This window comes from Salinicoccus albus DSM 19776, assembly GCF_000385175.1.
GTDB lineage: Bacteria > Bacillota > Bacilli > Staphylococcales > Salinicoccaceae > Salinicoccus > Salinicoccus albus.
Window position 1 is genome coordinate 16,930 of record NZ_ARQJ01000013.1, and the last position, 19,148, is coordinate 36,077.

The 19,148-nt window shown below is 44.2% G+C and carries 23 protein-coding genes; 17 read left to right on the top strand and 6 right to left on the bottom strand.

Annotation, left to right across the window (positions count from 1 at the left end; translation table 11 throughout):
- Window positions 1–138 precede the first annotated feature (138 nt).
- The 14 genes from purE (at window position 139) to G343_RS0101050 (ending at window position 12,970) form a co-directional block, all read left to right on the top strand.
- Complete coding sequence (gene purE / locus G343_RS0100975; RefSeq protein WP_020006260.1) at window positions 139–621, top strand: 5-(carboxyamino)imidazole ribonucleotide mutase; 483 nt, start codon at window positions 139–141, stop codon at window positions 619–621.
- Entirely contained in the window at window positions 608–1,732 is a 1,125-nt protein-coding gene (gene purK, locus G343_RS0100980; protein ID WP_020006261.1) for a 5-(carboxyamino)imidazole ribonucleotide synthase, read from the top strand. Before purE ends, purK begins: the two co-directional genes overlap by 14 nt.
- On the top strand, window positions 1,729–2,433 hold the full coding sequence (gene purC / locus G343_RS0100985; protein ID WP_026366220.1) for a phosphoribosylaminoimidazolesuccinocarboxamide synthase: 705 nt from the start codon (window positions 1,729–1,731) through the stop codon (window positions 2,431–2,433). Before purK ends, purC begins: the two co-directional genes overlap by 4 nt.
- A complete protein-coding gene (gene purS / locus G343_RS0100990) occupies window positions 2,433–2,690 on the top strand; it encodes a phosphoribosylformylglycinamidine synthase subunit PurS (protein WP_020006263.1) in 258 nt (85 codons plus the stop codon). Before purC ends, purS begins: the two co-directional genes overlap by 1 nt.
- Entirely contained in the window at window positions 2,690–3,358 is a 669-nt protein-coding gene (gene purQ / locus G343_RS0100995; RefSeq protein WP_020006264.1) for a phosphoribosylformylglycinamidine synthase subunit PurQ, read from the top strand. The genes purS and purQ overlap by 1 nt, the downstream gene beginning before the upstream one ends.
- On the top strand, window positions 3,351–5,531 hold the full coding sequence (purL, locus tag G343_RS0101000) for a phosphoribosylformylglycinamidine synthase subunit PurL (protein WP_020006265.1): 2,181 nt from the start codon (window positions 3,351–3,353) through the stop codon (window positions 5,529–5,531). Before purQ ends, purL begins: the two co-directional genes overlap by 8 nt.
- Window positions 5,510–6,928 carry an amidophosphoribosyltransferase gene (gene purF / locus G343_RS0101005; protein WP_020006266.1) on the top strand — a complete coding sequence of 473 codons (1,419 nt, stop codon included), beginning with the start codon at window positions 5,510–5,512 and terminating at the stop codon, window positions 6,926–6,928. The genes purL and purF overlap by 22 nt, the downstream gene beginning before the upstream one ends.
- 1 nt (window position 6,929) lies before the next feature.
- The gene (purM, locus tag G343_RS0101010) at window positions 6,930–7,952 is read left to right on the top strand and encodes a phosphoribosylformylglycinamidine cyclo-ligase (RefSeq protein WP_020006267.1); all 1,023 of its coding nucleotides are present in this window, start codon (window positions 6,930–6,932) and stop codon (window positions 7,950–7,952) included.
- Window positions 7,942–8,514 (top strand): phosphoribosylglycinamide formyltransferase, encoded by a 573-nt coding sequence (purN, locus tag G343_RS0101015; protein WP_020006268.1) that lies wholly within the window; start codon window positions 7,942–7,944, stop codon window positions 8,512–8,514. Before purM ends, purN begins: the two co-directional genes overlap by 11 nt.
- Window positions 8,511–9,989 carry a bifunctional phosphoribosylaminoimidazolecarboxamide formyltransferase/IMP cyclohydrolase gene (gene purH, locus G343_RS0101020; RefSeq protein ID WP_020006269.1) on the top strand — a complete coding sequence of 493 codons (1,479 nt, stop codon included), beginning with the start codon at window positions 8,511–8,513 and terminating at the stop codon, window positions 9,987–9,989. Before purN ends, purH begins: the two co-directional genes overlap by 4 nt.
- Before the next feature lie 25 nt (window positions 9,990–10,014).
- On the top strand, window positions 10,015–11,268 hold the full coding sequence (gene purD / locus G343_RS0101025) for a phosphoribosylamine--glycine ligase (protein WP_020006270.1): 1,254 nt from the start codon (window positions 10,015–10,017) through the stop codon (window positions 11,266–11,268).
- A gap of 540 nt (window positions 11,269–11,808) precedes the next feature.
- Window positions 11,809–12,114 (top strand): hypothetical protein, encoded by a 306-nt coding sequence (locus G343_RS0101035; RefSeq protein ID WP_020006272.1) that lies wholly within the window; start codon window positions 11,809–11,811, stop codon window positions 12,112–12,114.
- 137 nt (window positions 12,115–12,251) lie between these two features.
- Window positions 12,252–12,452 carry a hypothetical protein gene (locus G343_RS0101040; RefSeq protein WP_020006273.1) on the top strand — a complete coding sequence of 67 codons (201 nt, stop codon included), beginning with the start codon at window positions 12,252–12,254 and terminating at the stop codon, window positions 12,450–12,452.
- A gap of 218 nt (window positions 12,453–12,670) precedes the next feature.
- Window positions 12,671–12,970 carry a hypothetical protein gene (locus tag G343_RS0101050; RefSeq protein ID WP_020006275.1) on the top strand — a complete coding sequence of 100 codons (300 nt, stop codon included), beginning with the start codon at window positions 12,671–12,673 and terminating at the stop codon, window positions 12,968–12,970.
- Between the two features lie 209 nt (window positions 12,971–13,179).
- Here G343_RS0101050 and G343_RS0101055 read toward each other — a convergent pair whose 3' ends face one another.
- The 4 genes from G343_RS0101055 to G343_RS0101070 form a co-directional block, all read right to left on the bottom strand.
- Window positions 13,180–13,404, bottom strand: a complete 225-nt coding sequence (locus G343_RS0101055) for a hypothetical protein (protein WP_020006276.1) — start codon at window positions 13,402–13,404, stop codon at window positions 13,180–13,182.
- A gap of 620 nt (window positions 13,405–14,024) precedes the next feature.
- Window positions 14,025–14,792: an SDR family NAD(P)-dependent oxidoreductase gene (locus G343_RS0101060; protein WP_020006277.1), complete on the bottom strand. Its 768-nt coding sequence runs from the start codon at window positions 14,790–14,792 to the stop codon at window positions 14,025–14,027.
- A 700-nt stretch (window positions 14,793–15,492) separates the two neighbouring features.
- Window positions 15,493–16,161: a haloacid dehalogenase type II gene (locus tag G343_RS0101065; RefSeq protein ID WP_020006278.1), complete on the bottom strand. Its 669-nt coding sequence runs from the start codon at window positions 16,159–16,161 to the stop codon at window positions 15,493–15,495.
- 37 nt (window positions 16,162–16,198) lie between these two features.
- Window positions 16,199–16,777 (bottom strand): CGNR zinc finger domain-containing protein, encoded by a 579-nt coding sequence (locus G343_RS0101070; RefSeq protein WP_020006279.1) that lies wholly within the window; start codon window positions 16,775–16,777, stop codon window positions 16,199–16,201.
- 110 nt (window positions 16,778–16,887) lie between these two features.
- Between G343_RS0101070 and trxA the strand changes: the two genes are divergently transcribed.
- The 3 genes from trxA (at window position 16,888) to G343_RS0101085 (ending at window position 18,570) form a co-directional block, all read left to right on the top strand.
- Window positions 16,888–17,199, top strand: coding sequence for a thioredoxin (trxA, locus tag G343_RS0101075; protein ID WP_020006280.1), 312 nt, complete (start codon window positions 16,888–16,890; stop codon window positions 17,197–17,199).
- 34 nt (window positions 17,200–17,233) lie between these two features.
- The gene (locus G343_RS0101080) at window positions 17,234–17,671 is read left to right on the top strand and encodes an OsmC family protein (RefSeq protein WP_020006281.1); all 438 of its coding nucleotides are present in this window, start codon (window positions 17,234–17,236) and stop codon (window positions 17,669–17,671) included.
- A 254-nt stretch (window positions 17,672–17,925) separates the two neighbouring features.
- Window positions 17,926–18,570, top strand: a complete 645-nt coding sequence (locus G343_RS0101085; protein ID WP_020006282.1) for a peroxiredoxin-like family protein — start codon at window positions 17,926–17,928, stop codon at window positions 18,568–18,570.
- Window positions 18,571–18,774: 204 nt separating this feature from the next.
- Here the strand turns inward: G343_RS0101085 and G343_RS15610 are convergent, their stop codons facing one another.
- Window positions 18,775–18,963 (bottom strand): hypothetical protein, encoded by a 189-nt coding sequence (locus G343_RS15610; RefSeq protein WP_020006283.1) that lies wholly within the window; start codon window positions 18,961–18,963, stop codon window positions 18,775–18,777.
- Complete coding sequence (locus G343_RS15805; protein WP_020006284.1) at window positions 18,956–19,081, bottom strand: hypothetical protein; 126 nt, start codon at window positions 19,079–19,081, stop codon at window positions 18,956–18,958. Before G343_RS15805 ends, G343_RS15610 begins: the two co-directional genes overlap by 8 nt.
- Window positions 19,082–19,148: the final 67 nt, after the last annotated feature.

The window sequence follows — 19,148 nt, forward strand, 5'->3', positions numbered from 1 at the left end:
ACTACAAACGTTCGTATAAACAAACGATTAAATTTTTTATATAAAAATTGTTCGTTTTTAAGTTGAATAAAGCTAATTCCGTTGTTAAACTGTATATGTAATGACACAAACAAATTTCTGGAAATGAGGGTTTTAATTATGACGGTAGGCGTAATCATGGGCAGCTCTTCAGATTGGCCGGTCATGCAGCATGCGTGTGACATGCTGGATGAATTGGAAATACCTTATGAGAAAAAAGTGGTCAGTGCCCACCGGACACCGGAAATGATGATGAACTATGCGAAGCATGCGAAGTCTGACGGACTGGACGTCATCATTGCCGGCGCCGGCGGTGCAGCGCATCTGCCGGGCATGGTCGCTTCCATGACGAATGTCCCGGTCATCGGTGTGCCAATAGAATCCAAATCCCTGCAAGGTATGGATTCCCTGCTCTCCATCGTGCAGATGCCGGGCGGCATTCCAGTAGCCACGACTGCTATCGGCAAAGCCGGCAGCAAAAACGCAGGCATATTGGCTGCACGTATAGAAGCCGTCGGTGCCCCTGAGATATACGAACGTTTAAACGCATATCAAAAATCATTGGAAGAAAAAGTGGAGGAGATGCAGCATGACCTCAACTAAGCTGGCACTGGGAGCAACAATCGGGATTATCGGCGGCGGACAGCTCGGCAAGATGATGGCACAGTCAGCGCTCAGAATGGGTTACAGGGTGGCAGTGCTCGATCCTTCAGAAGATGCGCCGGCAGGCGCGACCAGCAATCATTTTATCCATGCTGAATTCAGTGATCTGAGGGCACTCAAATCATTGTGTGAAATGAGCGATGTCATCACATATGAATTCGAAAACATCAATGCAGAAATACTGCACACACTGGTCGATGATTACAATGTACCGCAGGGGGCACAGACGGTGCTGACGCTGCAGAATCGGGAGACGGAAAAAGCGGCGATTGAAGCTTCAGGTGCGGCCATAGTGCCCTATGAAAAAGTCGACAGTCTGGATACGGTCAGGACGTTTGCCAAAATGCACGGACTGCCGGCCATCGTCAAGACGGCAACAGGCGGATATGACGGTAAAGGACAGTATCTGCTGGAAACCGAAGCGGACTTGTTTACACTTGACCTCCCCCTTGAAGAAGCCGATTTCGTCGTAGAAAAGTATATCGAACTTGAACGCGAAGTGTCACTGACGATTGCCAGAAGCGTGAGCGGGCAGGTCATCATTTTCCCGCTGCAGGAAAATCTGCACAAAGATCAGATTTTATACAGAACCATCGTGCCCGCCCGGCTGGATTTTGAACAACAGGCTAAAAAAGAGGCAGAAAAAATCATGTCAAAGCTTCATTTTGCCGGCGTGTTCACGATTGAATTTTTTGTTTCAAAACAAGGCGATCTGTATGTGAATGAAATCGCGCCCCGTCCGCACAATTCCGGACATTATTCCATAGAAGCATGCAACATCAGCCAGTTTGATGCGCATGTCCTCGCTCTATTGGATCATCCGATGCCTCAGGTCGCCCTGCACAGTGACGCTGTCATGATGAATCTGCTCGGTGAGGATCTTGACAGGCTGGGGAGTGAACTGTTCAAACATCCGGACTGGCGTGTCCATGTGTATGGCAAGACAGCACGCAAACCCGCCCGCAAAATGGGGCATGTCACAGTACTTACAGAAGATGTGGAAGAGACGCTTGAACATTTGACTAAAGATTTTGTAAAGGGGACTGACTGATGCTTCTATATGAAGGGAAGGCAAAGTGTGTGTATAAAACCGAGGACCCTGAAGTGCTGCGTCTTGAATATAAGGATGAAGTGACTGCGGGCAACGGGGAAAAACAAGATTTTATGTCCGGTAAAGGACGGCTTAATAATTTGATTTCATCTGATATATTCAAATATCTAAAGAAAAACGGTGTGGATTCCCATTTTATCGAACGCATCAGTGACACGGAACAGAAAGTGATGCCGGTACGCATCATCCCGCTTGAAGTGGTGGTCAGGAACTTTGCGGCCGGCAGTATTGTCAGACGTCTCGGATTCACAAACGGCAGTTCTTTCACACCGCCGCTCGTGGAATTTTATTATAAAGAAGATGCATTGCATGATCCCATACTGACCGAAGATCATATTCTGAAACTGGATATCGCGACAGAAGCTGAGATTGAAACGCTCAGGACTCAGGCGCTCAAGGTGAATAAGGCCATGAACGAAATGATGGATCAGATGGGGCTCAAGCTGGTCGATTTCAAAATTGAGTACGGTAAAGACAAGGCCGGCAATTTTGTCCTGGCGGACGAGATATCCCCGGATACCTGCCGCATATGGGATAAGAAAACCGGCGAAAACTTCGATAAGGATGTCTACCGTAACGGCACAGGTTCACTGATTGACAAGTACACTGAATTTTACGAAAAGATGGGGGCAGTCAAATAATGAAGCAGATAGAATTGATCGTCACGCTGCAGCCGCAGGTTCTGGATACTCAGGGGGAAGCCTTAAACCGTTCGGTCCATGAGCTCGGGCATGATGAAATCAGTAACATACGCGTCGGCAAGGTACTGTATTTTGATATCGAAGAAACCGATAATGAACGCATAGAAGAAATTGTGAAATCACTGTCTGAACGCCTCTTTACAAATACGGTAATTGAAACGTATGAATATAATATTCTGAGTGAGGTGCCGAAGTGATGAAGTATGCAGTGATCAGATACCCCGGCTCCAACGGCGACCGTGACCTGCTGAATGCCGCCCGCAAAGCGGGCGGTGAAGCGGCATATGTGGACTACAGGGAAACAACGCTGGATGGTTACGACGGCGTGCTGATTCCCGGCGGCTTTTCATTCGGCGACTATCTCAGGAGCGGGGCGATGGCAGGTGTCGCGCCTGTAACTCAAGCCATCAGACAGGCAGCTGATGAAAATAAGCCGATCCTTGGTATCTGCAACGGTTTTCAGATACTCACTGAAATTGGTCTGCTCCCCGGCGCGCTCATCTTCAATGACCAGCACACATTCGTCTCCCGGAATGAATCCCTTAAAATTGTCAATAATAACACCCGTTTCACGAGGGGATACGCACAAAATGAAGATGTCATCTATCCGGTGGCACACGGGGAAGGCCATTACTACTGTGATGATGAGACGTACGAAAAACTCGTGAAAAACAATCAGATCGTCCTGACTTACAATGAAAATCCGAACGGCTCCAGAAATGATATCGCCGGCATTGTGAATACCTCAGGCAATGTGTTCGGCATGATGCCGCATCCTGAACGGGCGCTTGAGACGCTGCTCGGCAGTGATGACGGAATGAAACTCTTTGAAGAAATGACGCAGAGGGAGGTTTATCATGTCTAAATTTATTGAACCGTCCATGGAACATATCAGGAATGAAAAACTGTATGCAGAAATGGGTCTGACGGATGATGAATACGGTAGAGTGGTCGAAATCCTTGAAAGAGACCCCAATTACACAGAGACCGGTATCTTTTCCGTGATGTGGAGTGAGCATTGTTCCTATAAGCATTCCAAACCGTTTTTAAAACAATTCCCAAGCGAGGGGGCGCATGTATTGATGGGCCCCGGCGAAGGTGCCGGGGCTGTCGATATCGGCGACGGGCAGGCGGCTGTGTTCAAGGTGGAATCACACAATCATCCGTCAGCGGTAGAACCCTATCAGGGCGCGGCCACAGGTGTCGGCGGTATTATCCGCGACATCGTCTCCATCGGTGCACGCCCGATTGGTCTGCTCAATTCCCTCAGATTCGGCGAGCTTTCAGGCGCAAATAACAGACGCCTTCTGCGCGGGGTAACCGCAGGCATTGGCGGATACGGCAACTCGATCGGCATACCGACGGTCTCCGGGGAGGTCGAATTTGATCCGTCCTATGATGGTAACCCGCTCGTCAACGCCATGTGTGTCGGTGTGATGGAACACGATAAAATCCAGAAAGGAACTGCTAGAGGCGCCGGCAATAAGGTGATCTATGCCGGCTTGAAGACTGGCCGGGATGGTATTCATGGTGCCACTTTCGCATCGGAGGAACTGAATGAGGCGTCTGAATCAAGACGCCCTTCAGTTCAGATCGGCGATCCGTTCACCGGCAAGAAGCTGATGGATGCGACCCTTGCTGCAATCGATCAGCCGGAATTGGTCGGCATTCAGGATATGGGGGCAGCCGGCCTGACATCCTCAAGCTCGGAAATGGCAGCCAAAGGGGAATCCGGTATGACGCTTTATCTCGACCGGGTGCCCCTCCGGGAAGATGGCATTTCCCCCTATGAGATGATGCTTTCAGAAACCCAGGAACGCATGCTGCTCGTTGTCGAAGAAGGCTCTGAACAGAAGTTCCTGGACTTGTTTGAAGATCACGGGCTCGATGCGGCGGTCATCGGCGAAGTCACCGGCAGCGATCGTCTTTGTCTGTATTATGAAGAGGACTTATACGCTGACATCCCGGTCCAGCCGCTCTCTGAGGAAGCGCCTGTTTATATACTGGAAGGTCAGCAACCGGCACCTGATGATAAAATCTATGAGTATTCCCGGGCGGATCTGAATCAGGTGTTCGACGCACTCTCGGGACATCCGACACACGGTTCAAAGGATTACATCTATGAACAGTTTGACGCCCAGGTGGGTGCCAATACTGTCCAGAAACCCGGCTTCGGCTCCGGTATCGTCAGAGTCGAAGGGACAGATAAGGCAGTGGCAGCGGCACTCGACGGTAAAAGCCGTTACGTCTATGCGGACCCTTATAACGGGGGCAAAGAAGTCGTGGCTCAGACCTTCAGATCAATCATTTCAACCGGCGCCAAACCGCTTGGTATGACGGACTGTCTCAATTACGGCAGTCCGGAAAATCCGGAAATCTATCACCAGCTGTCCGAATCCACGCGGGGCATGGCAGAAGCGTGTACCGCACTGTCTGCACCGGTCGTCTCCGGAAACGTGAGCCTCTACAATGAAAACAGGACGGACTCCATCCTGCCGTCACCGGTCATTGGTATGGTTGGGCTGATCGAAGATGTGAACTTCATGGACGGTCTTACCATCAATTCGAAAGATGCGGTTTACCTCGTCGGGGCAACAACCAAATCATTCGCCGGCAGCCAGATTGAAAAGCTGCTGGACAACGAAACATCCAGACAGCTCAGATACATCGATCTGGAAACCGAATACAGCCGGGGCATGTATTTGAGAGGAAAGCTGACAGCCCGGGAGATAAAGAAAATCGCACCGCTTGGACGCGGCGGCATCGCTATGAAACTGGCTCAGCTTGCCAGCTTCCACCATCTCGGGCTTGACGTTGAGATTGACCTGGACGGTGAGGATTTGTTTGCAGAAAATGCTTCAAGGTATATTGTGATTGCACAGCCAGGAATGGACATTCAGGATGCAGTTGAAATCGGACGGCTGTCCGACGATGGATTTACGATTAAAGCACGTGATGTGACGATTGAGCGGACGCTTGCAGCAGTCACAGAAGCGTGGGAAGGGGCAATTCCGAAATGTATGACATCCGTGGACTGAATGAAGAGTGTGGGATTTTTGGTGTGTGGAATCATGAACGCGCGAGTGAACTGACGTATATCGCACTGCACAGTCTGCAGCACCGTGGTCAGGAGGGCGCAGGCATCGTGTGTTCGAACAATGACTATCTTTTTGGCGCCCGCGGCATGGGGCTTCTGACAGAAGCGCTCACTAATGATCAGCTGGTGTCACTGCGCGATTTCCCGCATGCGATCGGACATGTGCGTTACGCAACCACCGGCGGCAGTGAGCTCTCGAACGTCCAGCCGTTTCTTTTCAAAGGTCATAAAGGAGACCTGGGTCTGGCGCATAATGGCAATCTGGTGAATGCGATCAGTATCCGGGATGCGCTTGAAGACGACGGTGCGATTTTCCAGACATCTTCAGACTCCGAGGTGCTCGCCCACCTGATCAGAAAGAACAAAAGCAGGGACAGGAAGCAGCGTATAAAAACCGCGCTCAAACAACTGAAGGGTGCATTTGCTTATGTCATTCTGGACGAAGATTCGCTGACGATTGCGATGGATGATCATGGGGTGAGGCCACTGATGCTCGGAGAGGTCGACGGTTCATACTGTGTCGCCAGTGAAACCTGTGCTTTCACAGCAATCGGGGCAGAATATATCCGTGATGTAGAACCCGGGGAATTGATCACTTTGAGTGACGCCGGGATTGATTTCGACAGGTATACAGATAAAGAGCAGCCAAATATGTGTTCAATGGAATATATTTATTTCACAAGGGCTGATTCGGAATTTCGTCATTCTTCGGTGTACAGCATCAGAAAATCACTCGGCCGAGCACTCGCCGAAGAAACTGAGGTGGATGCGGATATCGTCATCGGCGTGCCGGACTCGAGCCTGGCAGCGGCAAAAGGATTCAGCGAGGCAACAGGCATCAAACAGGAGCAGGGGCTGCTTAAAAACCGCTATGTCGGACGGACGTTCACAGCGTCTGGCCAGGAAGCGAGGGAGCGGGCTGTCCGCATGAAACTGTCGCCGGTCAGGGATGTTGTGGAAGGCAAGCGTATATTTGTCGTCGATGACTCCATCGTGCGCGGCACAACAAGCCGTTTCATCGTCAAGGCGCTGCGCCGGGCAGGGGCGAAGGAAGTGCATATGGGCGTGTCGTCACCGCCGCTTAAAAATCCGTGCTACTACGGCATCGATGTGTCCACCCATGCAGAAATCATCGCCTCCCGGAAGTCGAATGAGGAAATCCGCAGGGAAATCGATGCGGATTCGCTGACTTATCTCTCCGTCGGCAGAATGCATGATGTGTATCATTCGTTTGGCTCCAGGGGACAGTGTGATGCCTGTTTTACAGGAAACTATCCAATCGATATCGAGGAACAGCTCCTGCCACAGGAAAAAGACTTGAAGACGAAAGGGGTATGACATGTCTGAACAATATAAAAAAGCGGGTGTTGACATCGCAGCCGGTTATGAAGCCGTGGACCGGATGAAGTCGCATGTGGAGCGAACAATGCGCCGGGAGGTCCTCGGCGGGCTCGGCGGCTTCGGCGCTGCGTTTGATCTGTCACAGCTGAATATGAAAAGTCCGGTGCTGGTCTCCGGTACAGACGGCGTCGGCACGAAGTTAAAGATGGCGATCGACCATGGCCGGCACGACACGATCGGCATCGATGCGGTTGCCATGTGTGTGAATGATATTCTGACCACCGGCGCAGAGCCGCTTTATTTCCTTGATTACATCGCTGTCAATAAAGTGATTCCCGAGACCGTTGCGGATATCGTTGATGGTGTGGCGACAGGCTGCAGTGAAGCCGGATGTGCGCTGATCGGCGGTGAAACAGCCGAGATGGGTGAGATGTACGGCAAAGGTGAATATGACATTGCCGGTTTTTCCGTCGGGGCAGTGGAGAAGGACCGTTATATCGACGGTTCGACGGTCCGACCGGGGGACAGCATTATCGGACTTGCTTCGAGCGGCGTCCATGCCAACGGTTACAGTCTCATCCGGAAGTTGATTGATGAACATGATATCGATATTGATGAAAAAATCGATGGCTCAAGCATCATCGATCTGCTGCTTGAGCCGACCCGTATCTATGTCAAAAGTGTACAGGCATTGCTTGAAGCGGTGGACATCAAAGCCATGAGCCACATTACAGGCGGCGGTTTCATGGAGAATATTCCAAGGGCAATGCCGGAGCATCTGGGTGTGCGCCTTGATTTAGCTGATGTTGAAATTCCCAAAGTCATCTCCTGGCTGATTGAATTTGGCGGGATTGATATGAAAGAAGCATACAATATCTTCAATATGGGTATCGGTTTCATAACAGTAGTGAATGCGGGAGATGAGGCAGCTGCTGTATCTGTATTGACCGAGGCTGGTGAAACGGCGTCAGTGATCGGCACGATGACCGCCGAAAGAGGAATGGTCATCAATGGACTATAAAGTTGCGGTGATGGCTTCGGGCGGCGGTTCAAATTTTGAGAACATTGTCAGACATTCCGCAGATATCGGGATCGAGGTCTGTGTGATGATCACGGATCATCGCGATGCCTATGCAGTCACACGTGCCGAAAAGCTTGGGATCACATATTATGCAATTGAGCGCGGGGATTATCCGAGCAGGGCAGCGCATGAAGCTAAAATCATCAAGATTCTGGCGGAATTCGAAGTGGCTTATGTTGTCCTTGCAGGGTATATGAGAATTCTTTCATCACACTTCATCAGCACTTATGACAGACGTATAGTTAATCTTCATCCTTCCCTGCTGCCGGCATTCAAAGGTAAGAATGGCATTGAGGAGGCTTTCAACTATGGTGTGACGGTGAGTGGTGTAACGGTACATTATGTGGATGCTGGCGTCGATGCCGGAGAGATCATCATGCAGGAGACTGTCCGTATCCGGGACGGTGAGACGCTGCAAACGCTTGAAGAAAAGATTCATCAGCTTGAATACTGGCTCTACCCCCAGGCATTAAAAAAAGTGATAGAAGGTGGGAAATCATGAAAAAAGCATTGATCAGCGTATCGGATAAGAGAGGGCTCGAACCCTTTGTCAGAGGCCTGGTCCGCAACGGCTATGACATTTATTCTACGGGCGGCACTTTAAAAACAATTGAATCCTTCGGCATAAAAGTCAATGGCGTGTATGAACTGACCGGCTTTGATGAAATCATGGATGGCCGTGTGAAGACGCTGCATCCAAATATACACGGCGGCATTCTGGCTGACCGGAATAACGACACACATATGAGCGAGCTGGCCGGCAATCATATCGAAACGATCGATCTCGTTGCTGTGAATCTTTACCCGTTCAAAGAGACGGTGAGACAGACAGATGTCACTGAAGCGGATGCTGTGGAAAACATTGATATTGGCGGTCCGGCAATGCTGCGTGCAGCAGCGAAAAACTTCAAATATGTGACCACAGTGGTGGATCCTGATGATTACGGTGAAGTCATTCAAAGAATCGAAGAGGAGACGATGGATGTTACATATCGTCACGCTCTGATGATTAAAGTATTTGCCCATACCAACGATTACGATCAGGCTATTGTCAATTACTTCAGCAGAGGAGAGGAGACATTGCGTTACGGTGAGAACCCCCATCAGTCAGCGAGGCTTGTCCGGACGACAGAAAAACGCAATACCATTCTCAACGCTGACATTCTTCATGGCAAAGCGATGTCCTACAACAACTTGAGGGACGCGGACGCTGCATTGGGTCTCGTCAAAAAATTCGAACTGCCTGCAGCAGTTGCCATCAAGCATATGAACCCATGTGGCGTCGGTACTGGCGACTGTGTTTCGGAGGCATTTGAGAATGCGTATGCAGCGGATTCTCAATCGATATTCGGCGGTATTGTCGCATTCAACAAAACCGTGGATAAAGAAACTGCAGAGCAGCTGAACCGTATTTTTCTAGAAGTGATCATTGCGCCGTCCTATGATGAAGCGGCGCTCAATATACTGACTGGGAAGAAAAATCTGCGTCTGCTCGAAGTGGATATGCATGAAGATATGAATGCCGAAGAATATGTCAGTGTTTCAGGCGGATACCTGGTCCAATCGAAAGATACAGGGGCGTTAAAAGAAAATGACATTAAAGTAATGACAGAGGCGAAACCGTCAAGATCGCAGATGAAGGCGATGGCCCTGGCCTGGGAAGTGGCGAAACATGTTAAAAGCAATGCCATTGTGCTGGCCAATGACAGGCAGACGGTCGGCATCGGTGCCGGACAGATGAACCGTGTCGGGGCACTGAAAATCGCGATCGAACGGGCGATCGAACTCGGTGACCATGTGGTAATGGCAAGTGACGGTTTCTTTCCGATGCCGGATACTGTCGAGCTTGCCCATGCACATGGCATAAAATCCATTATTCAGCCCGGCGGTTCAAAGCGCGACCAGGAATCCATCGACTTTTGTGATGCGCATGGTATGGCGATGGTTGTTACGGGTATGCGTCACTTCAAGCACTAAAACAAAGGTTTAAAGGAGCAGGTTAATGAATATAGCAGTCATAGGCAGCGGCGGCCGTGAACATGCACTGGTCAGGAAGTTTGCAGAGTCAGAACAGGTGGACAGAATATTGGCGATTCCCGGCAATGCCGGTATGGGTGATGCGGCAGAGGTCATCCATGGGGTGTCAGAGATGGATTTTGAAGCAATATCCGGTGTCTGTCTGGAGCAGGATGTCGAATGGGTCTTCGTCGGACCTGAAGCACCGCTCTGTGAGGGCATCGTCGATTATCTGGAAGGGGAACACGGCATAAAAGTATTCGGCCCGCGCAAGAAGGAAGCACAGATGGAGTCTTCCAAAGCATTTACGAAAGCGCTCATGGCAAAGTATGATATTCCAACAGCGAAATTTGCAAAATTCACAGATTATGATGAGGCTTGCCAATATATCAGGCAGACTGGCGCGCCGATCGTGCTTAAAAAAGACGGTCTGTCTGGCGGGAAAGGGGTCGTTGTAGCTGGTGATATGGATGAAGCATTCGCTGGTCTGGATGAATTGATGGCCGGAGGCGCCGTTGGGGCGCCCATTGTTGTGGAAGAATATCTTGAAGGGGAAGAATTTTCATTGATGGTATTTGTGAATGGTGATTACTCACATTCATTTGAAATGATCGCCCAGGATCATAAGCGGGCATTTGATGGCGACACCGGACCGAACACAGGCGGCATGGGTGCCTATGCACCAGTTGCGCACATCGGTGAAGTGTATCGTCAGGAAGCGGTCGAAAAAATTGTTGGTCCGGTGACAAGAGCAATGGTGGAGGAAGGGCTTGACTATTTTGGCGTGCTCTATCTGGGAGCGATGGTGACTGAAGACGGCGTTAAAGTCATTGAATTCAACGCACGCTTCGGCGATCCGGAAGCCCAGATACTGCTTTCCATGATGGAGGATGATTTGGTGGATGTCATTGAAAACACCCGGGATAAAGAACCCTGCAGCCTGACGTTCAAACCGGGTTGTATGGTCGGTGTCATGCTCTCCAGTGAAGGCTATCCGAAGGCATATGAAAAGGGGAAGTATGTAGATTTTGATGACATTACAGATCACTGCTACATCAGCGGATTGACCCAGGATATTGAAGGGAGGTTCATGACATCGGGCGGACGTGTGCTGCTTGTCACTGGATACGGTGATGATATTGCAGCAGCTGTGGAGGATGCATACGCCAATGTGGATAAAGTACGGTTTGATGCAGACACCTTGTTCTATCGCAGGGATATCGGCAGCCGGGCTTTATAGAAGACAGCAATCCCCGGAGTTGATATGCTCCCTTTGCAGCGGAAAGAGAAATCATAAAATTCTCCCATTCTGCAAAGGGAGATTTTTATTATTTTCATGTCTACTTGACTGGGTGCAGTTCAGTTGGTTCACAACAAAGGAAATTGAAATAAAAAATTAATAGTGTTATTTTTTAAAAGAGGTGTTTTGATGCAGTATCTTTTGTCTTTCTTGTTAGGTATTCCATTTTCAGTTTTGTTTTTTATTTCTATAACTTATTTGAATGATAATACAGTTGTATTTAGCATCAGCATTGTAATTTGTATAGCTTTAATAAGTATGATTGCCAATCCTATACTGAAAAGATTGTCTGGGTCTAAAAAATATGAAACTGAGACATCTTTTATTTTTATTTTAGGATTGGTAATTCCGTTGAAGAGGGATCTTAAATCAGAGGTCGCAGTAATCGAATAAGCACATTCCTCTGTATAGAGCCATTTAATTGAATGAATTATGTTAAAACTGTATTAACTTAAAAACGAAGGAAAGTGAGGGATTAATATGAGCTTAACACTAGAAATAACGCGTATTTTTCTACCACTTGTCCTGGTTTGTGGAATTGCAGTATTTGTTGTTTTGAGAATGATACACAAAACTAAGAAAGGCACTCTTGGTAAGAAAAAAACAAAAGGTGCTCAAGATTTATTAGACAGTCTTATACCACTCGGAATGGTGATTGGATTTATTGTTGCTATACTCGTAAGCTTGCTTCTCCCAATCACCTTGTCATCTTCAATTGCGTGGGGGCCTGGGATCGGTTTATTACTTGGATATTTTGCTTATGAAATTTATAGCAAAAAAAGATAAAGTTATCTTCCAGAAACGGGCGCAGTTGTCGCATAAGTTGTGTGCTGAAATTGGCCATTATGCTAATGAATGACACATCAAATTTTAAATGTGTATTGGATTTAGTGGCAAAAGACTTAAGAAGAGGAGAGGATATTATGGCGAAAAAGATACATATTTACAACATCACAGTATCAACTGGAGAACAGTTTAAAAATGTACGAATTGAGGGGGGGATTAGCAGAAAATATTCAGGTATTGCAACGGATTTTATTCCTGTAGAAAACGAGGATGGTCAAACAGTAGAATTAACGAAATATCAAATTGTTAAAGCTGAATTGGTTGATGTTGAAGAATAAAAGGTATGCTTCAATACCAGCCAATAGTTGTTTGATTAAAGGGCCCGGCATAGCTGGCGATTTAATTCATGCAGAAAATGAAGATAAAGCAGATGAGGAAGATCATACTAGGATTGCTTTGGAATTGGGAGCGAAGTAATTATTTTATTATGGATTAGTTCAACAAACGAACCCTTTAATTGAATAAAGTTTGTTGAAAAATTAAGGGGGATATCAATATGGAATTTGACTTAGTTTGGATTGCTTTAGGAATTGCTGCTGCAGGGTATTTTATAGGAAATGGGCTTAAAAACTTTAACAATCCGGATGCTCAAGATAGTATTAGTGAAATTTTTAACGATGATGATGAACACGAATTGATAAAGGAGAATAATGTCCATTACTTTATGGGGATTTCTAAAGAAGATGCGAAGCGCTTAATTCAAGAATACCCAGACATACCGCACGTCCTTATAAATAATAAAAGATATTATCCTAAAGCAAAATTGCGTCAGTGGTTATCTAATTTAGGAGGGTGAACTGTACAGCAGTCGGGTGCAATTGTTGAAAAAAATCCCTAAAGGCGAAGGGGCTGCCATTAAGGCAGTCTCTTTGGTTTACAAGGAAACTTAAACAAGGACATAATAGAATGCTATTAAAATAGCAGACGTCAAGATCACATCAGTGCTGCCATATTTAAGGGTATCAAGCCAATTGCTCACGAGAACATTTTTGCGTGTGCTGGAGACTAAACCCTGAATCTTGCTCTTTGTGTCGTTGACGAGGGCTTTCGTGCTGCTCTCGATTCGGTCATGTTCTTGTTCATTTCCTCGTTGTTGGAGATGATCTGATTGCTGTTTTTCCGTATTTGCTCCAATTGGCTCTGGACCGTCAAATCCTTGGCCGAATCCTCGTTCATCTGAACCCGGATGTAACTCGTCATCAATCTGTTCAGTTCCTGCGTTTCGTTCAAGTTTGCTCCTGCTCCAATTTGTCTCTCAAAGCCACGCTGCAATCCTTCCATTTGATATAAGAAAAGAGAGAAACCTTAATCATAAGCTATATAAATGCCTTCATATATGAAAGCGGGAGATAGCAACAAATAGCAACAAACTAAAAATAAATGCAACCCCTCACTCTTGCATGAGGGGTTGTTTTAAAAAAATTATATTTTTCAAATTGGGTTGAATAGAAAGTATTTTATCTATTAGTAGAAGTTCTAGCCCCGTCTACCGTATAATCTGCACCATTTACAAAACTAGATTTATCTGACGATAAAAATAAAACAACTTCTGAAACTTCTTCATCATATATATTATTTATTTCTTGTGTTAATTATATAATACCCGTGTGTCCATAACTTAAACTTTAAACTTGAAATTTGCGTATACAAAAACCTGCAAAAATTCAACCATTTTACTAAAATTGAATGTTGTTAATCATATTTACATTATTAATAAACCCATTTGAAATAATATTTGGGAAACTATCTCTTATAGATTCTAGATAACCTAGACACACATGTCTTCGGCTAACCACTGCCACTGCCTTCGCAGTTCGGACTTGAACCCTAAAAGACGGCTCATTATTTTTCTATAGTCCGTATACAATCATACCACCATCAACAAATACATTCTGACCACTCACATAGCTAGAACCAGCAGAGGCAAAGAAAAGATAAGAAGATTTCAATTCATCTAGTTGCCCTAATCGTTTCATAGGAGAACGATTCTCAACAGTCGAAAGGAAGTCCTTATCTTCAAGATCTTTTTCGTTGAATTCAGTCTTGAAAAACCAAGGACTAATGGCATTGACTGTAATATTATATGGCGCAAGTTCTAAAGACAGTTGTTTTGTTTGGTGAATAACTGCAGCTTTACTAGTACCGTAAATGGAGCTGAAGGATAAGCCTACTTCCCCAGCTACAGAAGCTGTATTAATAATGCGACCATAGTTTTGTTTTTTCATATAAGGAACTACAGCTTGGGCCATGAAAAAAATGGATTTTGCATTTGTACTCATCACATGGTCCCACCCTTCTTCATCAAGACTATCAATCGTACCTGGAGCCAATGTACCCGCATTATTAACAAGTATATCAATTTGCCCAAGTTCTTCATAAATGGCTTTTAAGAAATGTTGAATGTTTGCTGATTTTGTTACGTCGCCTTGGTAAGCCTTAACCGGATAACCGGTTTTGTTTTGAATTTCAGTTGCAGCAGTTTCTACTTTCTCTAATGTCCGACCTATGATGGCAACAGTCGCTCCGCTTTCAGAAAGAGCTTCAGCCGCTGTCTTTCCGATTCCGCTACCGCCCCCTGTTACAATAGCTACTTTATCTATGTTGTTGAATAGTTCCATCTACTAACACTCCTTATTATTATTTATGAGTTTTATCTTTATTATTCAATATCATTGAATAATGACAAGTGAATATAACCCGGTTAGTTGCATCAAGGATTCTTTCTATATACCTCGACTTTCCTTATCCCCATACTTTCATAATAACGGTAGTCGGTAACCATACGAATAATAATGGGATATATGAAGTGAACCGGTCTCTACTATTTTTATTGGTGCTGATTCAATGTTTCTGCAAGTTCTTCTCTTGATTTGCAACCGACTTCTTTATCAATCTAGTTTGCCACCCTTAAAGAAAAGAAGCGTCGGGATACTCATACGTCTGTAATTGCCATATTATTATCCTCCATCCGCTGGTTATTATAACCACTAAAAAAGTTTATGGAGGTTATAATAATAAGCTGTGCTAAACTATGAGTCAATTAAAAGGTGCGGAGGTTTTAGTGCGCATAATCAGGTGACATTTTCTTCCTATGAATTTCTTTAATACTATTAACTGTGGATTGGACCAGGTAAATGATCATTGAGATTCTTTAACCATTTTAATTTTTATAGTAGTGAATTTTTCCTTTTGAATATAAAGAATGCCAAAATACATGTGATAACATCCATTGCTGCTACTGATGATCATTAAATGAGAAAGTACGCGAAAATAGAAACAAAAATGGTTGTAATGGTACTTAAAATAGTTTTTGATCAACTATTTCCATTCTAGTATCCCTGTTAAATCTTTATAAATAATATCCGGCTCCAATTTCAATTCTTCAGTAGGGAGGTTTTGACGATTGATCCAGGCAGTTTGAAATCCATAGTTTTTTGCACCTGAAATATCCCAACCATTTGAAGACATAAATAATACGTCCTTTGGTTTAACTTCTAAAATTTTGGAAACATAAGCATACGCATCAAGAGCTGGCTTGAATTGTTGTACTTCATCAGCACTTATTATTTTACTAAATGAATCGGCTAGTATTGATTCTTTAATTAAAGGATCTAGCATATCATGTGAACCATTCGAAAATACAGCAAGGTTTTTATCTCCCAGTTGATTTAGTACTGCTTTGGCTTCCGGATACGGACTGAGATATAAGTAATTTTCCAAAAGTTCTTTTTCCACTTCTTCATTAAGTTCTTCCGCATACTTTTTAACGGCAAAATGCAAAGCGTCTTTTGTAATAGAATAAAAGTCCTCATAATTACCCATAATCTGTCTTAAATTAGCATATTCCAGTTGTTTTTCGCGCCATGTTTTACTGATTTTTTCTCCTTTTTCTGGGAAGTACTTGTTACATTTATCAGCAACTGAATCCACATCAAATAACGTCCCATATACATCGAAAATAAAAGTATGAGGTGGCTGTTGAGTCAACTTAATCCCTCTTTTCCTTATATTATTTTTAAAAGTATTATAAAACCGTATTTCCTTGCTTTTTTTTTGCGTAATGCTTATTTGCCTTTGTTCTATTACCACATTGCTTCATAGAACACCATTTACGTTTCCCGGTATGATTAACAAATAATGCATAACATGTTGGCGCTTCGCATTTTTTAATTTTATGAAAAACATTATTATTATAGGCTTTAAGTATATCATAAGAGAGAAGTGAAATTAGCCCATCAGCGCCTCCCTTAATTGGGACAGGTTTAAAGGTTTCATCAAAATAAAGCGGCGTATCCACAGTCTGAGATACTAGCCATTCGATCATTTTTGATTTAGGTTGGGACTCTACGAGATGAAATCGGCATTGATTCCGAAAATATTTTACCTTTTCAATGTCGATTGTAGATGCTCTAATTTTTTCCAGTTGCTTTGCATTCAAAACCCCTTTATCCTTCATTAATAATAACCAATCGTTTATTCCCTCGTTTTCTTCGTAAAGGTCTGTAATTTCGTAATTTTGTTTTTCACCATTAATAGTGTTAAGAAAATTCATAAATAAATAATCACTTATACAAAAAAATCTTTTTTCTAATTTATTCACCATTACAATTCCACCTCAAATTAAAATATTGACTTTAAATATAATATATCATATGCTTTTTATAACCTCAATAATTAATTTGAGTGGTTATATAAAAATGGAGGAGAGATACCATGTCTATTAAAGATGTAACAGATTTAACATTTGATCAAGAAACGAAGGAGGGGATTGTCGTAGCTGAGCTTGGTGCGCCTTGGTGTGGACCTTGTAAAATGATTGCTCCTGTATTAGAAGAAATTGATCAGGAAGATAATCAAATAAGTATCGTTCAATTAAATGTCGATGATAGTCCAGAAACAGCTGCAAAATATAGTGTCATGAGCATTCCTACACTTCTTTTCTTTAAAGACGGAGAGCTTTTTAATCAATCCGTCGGTTTCCAGTCTAAAGAACAGATTTTATCCAGCACTCAAAAAAATGGCTGATATTTAAAATCATATAATATATGGAGGATTAAAAATGGCTAAAATGATAGAAAAAATCACAGCAACTTCAAAAGGAATGCAAACTGCAGCTCGTTCTAAAAACCATCAACTTATTATTGATGAGCCTCAACAAATGGGGGGAGAAGATGAAGGGGCCGACCCGCTTGGCACGCTCCTTTCTTCTTTAGCCGGTTGTGAAAACGCAGTAGCTAATATGGTTGCTGAAGAAATCGAATTTGATCTTCAGGGAATTGAATTTGATATAAGGGGAGAAATTGATTCAGACGGCATGATGGGGAAAAAAGATGTCAGACCTTATTTTCAGTCTATTAAAGTAAATGTCCGCGTGAAAACAAGTGAATCTGAGCACCGAGTAAAAGAACTCCAAGAGATTGTTGATTCCCGTTGCCCCGTTTTCACCACCTTACAAGCGGCGAATATCGAAATGGATCCTAATTGGACAAAAGAGTAATCCAGGTATGTCAAAAATAATACAAGAGAGGGCAGTGTATCGGCTGCCCTTTTTTGTTAATTCATTTTACTGGACTGTCTACACTTAAATGGACACCTTCTATAAGCAGAAGTAATATTAAATTAAGAAAGTAGGCAGTTTTATGATGCGTAGAACATTGACTCCTGCATTTAAACAACAAACTTAAAAATAACGACTCAATGGTACAAGCTATTGGATTTTATGATAAAACTATTTTGAAAGGAAAAATCATTATGACATCTTTACATGAAGATATTAATCATTTTAAAGAGCAGTTTAAGAAAAATGCCCCTGAGGAAAAACAACGCTTAATGGCGAATGCTACAAGAGAATTGGAGGAATCTAGAACTTCTCCAGGACTTAAAGAAGGCGACCAAATACCTGAATTTCAGCTTCCAGATACAACAGGGAAGATCATTTCTATAATGGACAAACTTGAAGATGGACCAGTTATTCTGACATTTTATCGAGGTGGATGGTGTCCATACTGCAATTTAGAATTAAATGCTTATCAACGAGAATTGCAGGCAGTTAAAGAGTCAGATGCTACATTGATAGCAATTTCTCCAGAAACACCTGATGCTTCGTTATCGACTAAAGAAAAAAATGAACTTGAATTTATAGTACTAAGTGATGAAAAAAACAATGTAGCTAAGCAATTTGATTTAGTTTTCTCTATGCCAGATTATTTGATTGATGTTTATCAGCAATCTGAATTAGATGTCGCAGGTCATAATGGTAATCAAGATTGGGAACTGCCAAAACCAGCTACATTTGTCATTAATTCTTCTGGAAAAATTGTTTTTGCAGAAGTGAATTCTGATTACACTCAACGTACAGAGCCTTCAAAAGTTATTGAAATTGCCTCTGAATACTGAGGTTTAATATAAACCCTAAATTTCAAGTTTAAGTTAGCCACTGGCACACTCCCCGGTATGGGGAAATTGTGAATGGACGCGGGTAGTTGAAGCTCCCTCTCGGGGGAGCGCGAAATTCTACATTTTTCTAAGCGATTTGCTTTACCGCTGCCATCAATGTGTCCTGTGGCGTGCGATAATTGAGCTGCTTCCGCGGATATGTATTCATCCACTTTTGCATGCGTAAGGTGTGCTGCTGACTTTCTCGAGCAGATCAATATTCTTCGTCCGCATCAAACCGATGTTGATCCAGTGATAGGGCGTGGTGGTGCACGGCAGTAATGCTTTGGCATACGGAAAATGGATTTTCAAATAACCGATGACAGCGTCCGGAGACCATCCGTCTTTAAGCATCTTTGTATCCGCCCATTCCATGAATACCGGGACACTGACCCATTTTGGTATGCGCCCGCTCATCTGCCGCCAGATGTTTTCCTTTGATGGATTCAGTGGTATCATGAAGTTGCGTCATGTGATTTCATTCCTTTATTGAGAGTCTGCTAACTTCAATATAACATGAAATTCACATGGCGTTTTTT

What these genes read in the sequence shown, in the direction of transcription:
- purE (WP_020006260.1), top strand. Translation starts at nt 139, where the DNA reads ATGACGGTAGGCGTAATCATGGGCAGCTCTTCAGATTGGCCGGTCATG.
- purK (WP_020006261.1), top strand. Translation starts at nt 608, where the DNA reads ATGACCTCAACTAAGCTGGCACTGGGAGCAACAATCGGGATTATCGGC.
- purS (WP_020006263.1), top strand. Translation starts at nt 2,433, where the DNA reads ATGAAGCAGATAGAATTGATCGTCACGCTGCAGCCGCAGGTTCTGGAT.
- purQ (WP_020006264.1), top strand. Translation starts at nt 2,690, where the DNA reads ATGAAGTATGCAGTGATCAGATACCCCGGCTCCAACGGCGACCGTGAC.
- purL (WP_020006265.1), top strand. Translation starts at nt 3,351, where the DNA reads ATGTCTAAATTTATTGAACCGTCCATGGAACATATCAGGAATGAAAAA.
- purF (WP_020006266.1), top strand. Translation starts at nt 5,510, where the DNA reads ATGTATGACATCCGTGGACTGAATGAAGAGTGTGGGATTTTTGGTGTG.
- purM (WP_020006267.1), top strand. Translation starts at nt 6,930, where the DNA reads ATGTCTGAACAATATAAAAAAGCGGGTGTTGACATCGCAGCCGGTTAT.
- purN (WP_020006268.1), top strand. Translation starts at nt 7,942, where the DNA reads ATGGACTATAAAGTTGCGGTGATGGCTTCGGGCGGCGGTTCAAATTTT.
- purH (WP_020006269.1), top strand. Translation starts at nt 8,511, where the DNA reads ATGAAAAAAGCATTGATCAGCGTATCGGATAAGAGAGGGCTCGAACCC.
- purD (WP_020006270.1), top strand. Translation starts at nt 10,015, where the DNA reads ATGAATATAGCAGTCATAGGCAGCGGCGGCCGTGAACATGCACTGGTC.
- G343_RS0101035 (WP_020006272.1), top strand. Translation starts at nt 11,809, where the DNA reads ATGAGCTTAACACTAGAAATAACGCGTATTTTTCTACCACTTGTCCTG.
- G343_RS0101040 (WP_020006273.1), top strand. Translation starts at nt 12,252, where the DNA reads ATGGCGAAAAAGATACATATTTACAACATCACAGTATCAACTGGAGAA.
- G343_RS0101050 (WP_020006275.1), top strand. Translation starts at nt 12,671, where the DNA reads ATGGAATTTGACTTAGTTTGGATTGCTTTAGGAATTGCTGCTGCAGGG.
- G343_RS0101060 (WP_020006277.1), bottom strand. Translation starts at nt 14,792, where the DNA reads ATGGAACTATTCAACAACATAGATAAAGTAGCTATTGTAACAGGGGGC.
- G343_RS0101070 (WP_020006279.1), bottom strand. Translation starts at nt 16,777, where the DNA reads ATGGTGAATAAATTAGAAAAAAGATTTTTTTGTATAAGTGATTATTTA.
- trxA (WP_020006280.1), top strand. Translation starts at nt 16,888, where the DNA reads ATGTCTATTAAAGATGTAACAGATTTAACATTTGATCAAGAAACGAAG.
- G343_RS0101080 (WP_020006281.1), top strand. Translation starts at nt 17,234, where the DNA reads ATGGCTAAAATGATAGAAAAAATCACAGCAACTTCAAAAGGAATGCAA.
- G343_RS0101085 (WP_020006282.1), top strand. Translation starts at nt 17,926, where the DNA reads ATGACATCTTTACATGAAGATATTAATCATTTTAAAGAGCAGTTTAAG.
- G343_RS15610 (WP_020006283.1), bottom strand. Translation starts at nt 18,963, where the DNA reads ATGCTTAAAGACGGATGGTCTCCGGACGCTGTCATCGGTTATTTGAAA.
- G343_RS15805 (WP_020006284.1), bottom strand. Translation starts at nt 19,081, where the DNA reads ATGACGCAACTTCATGATACCACTGAATCCATCAAAGGAAAACATCTG.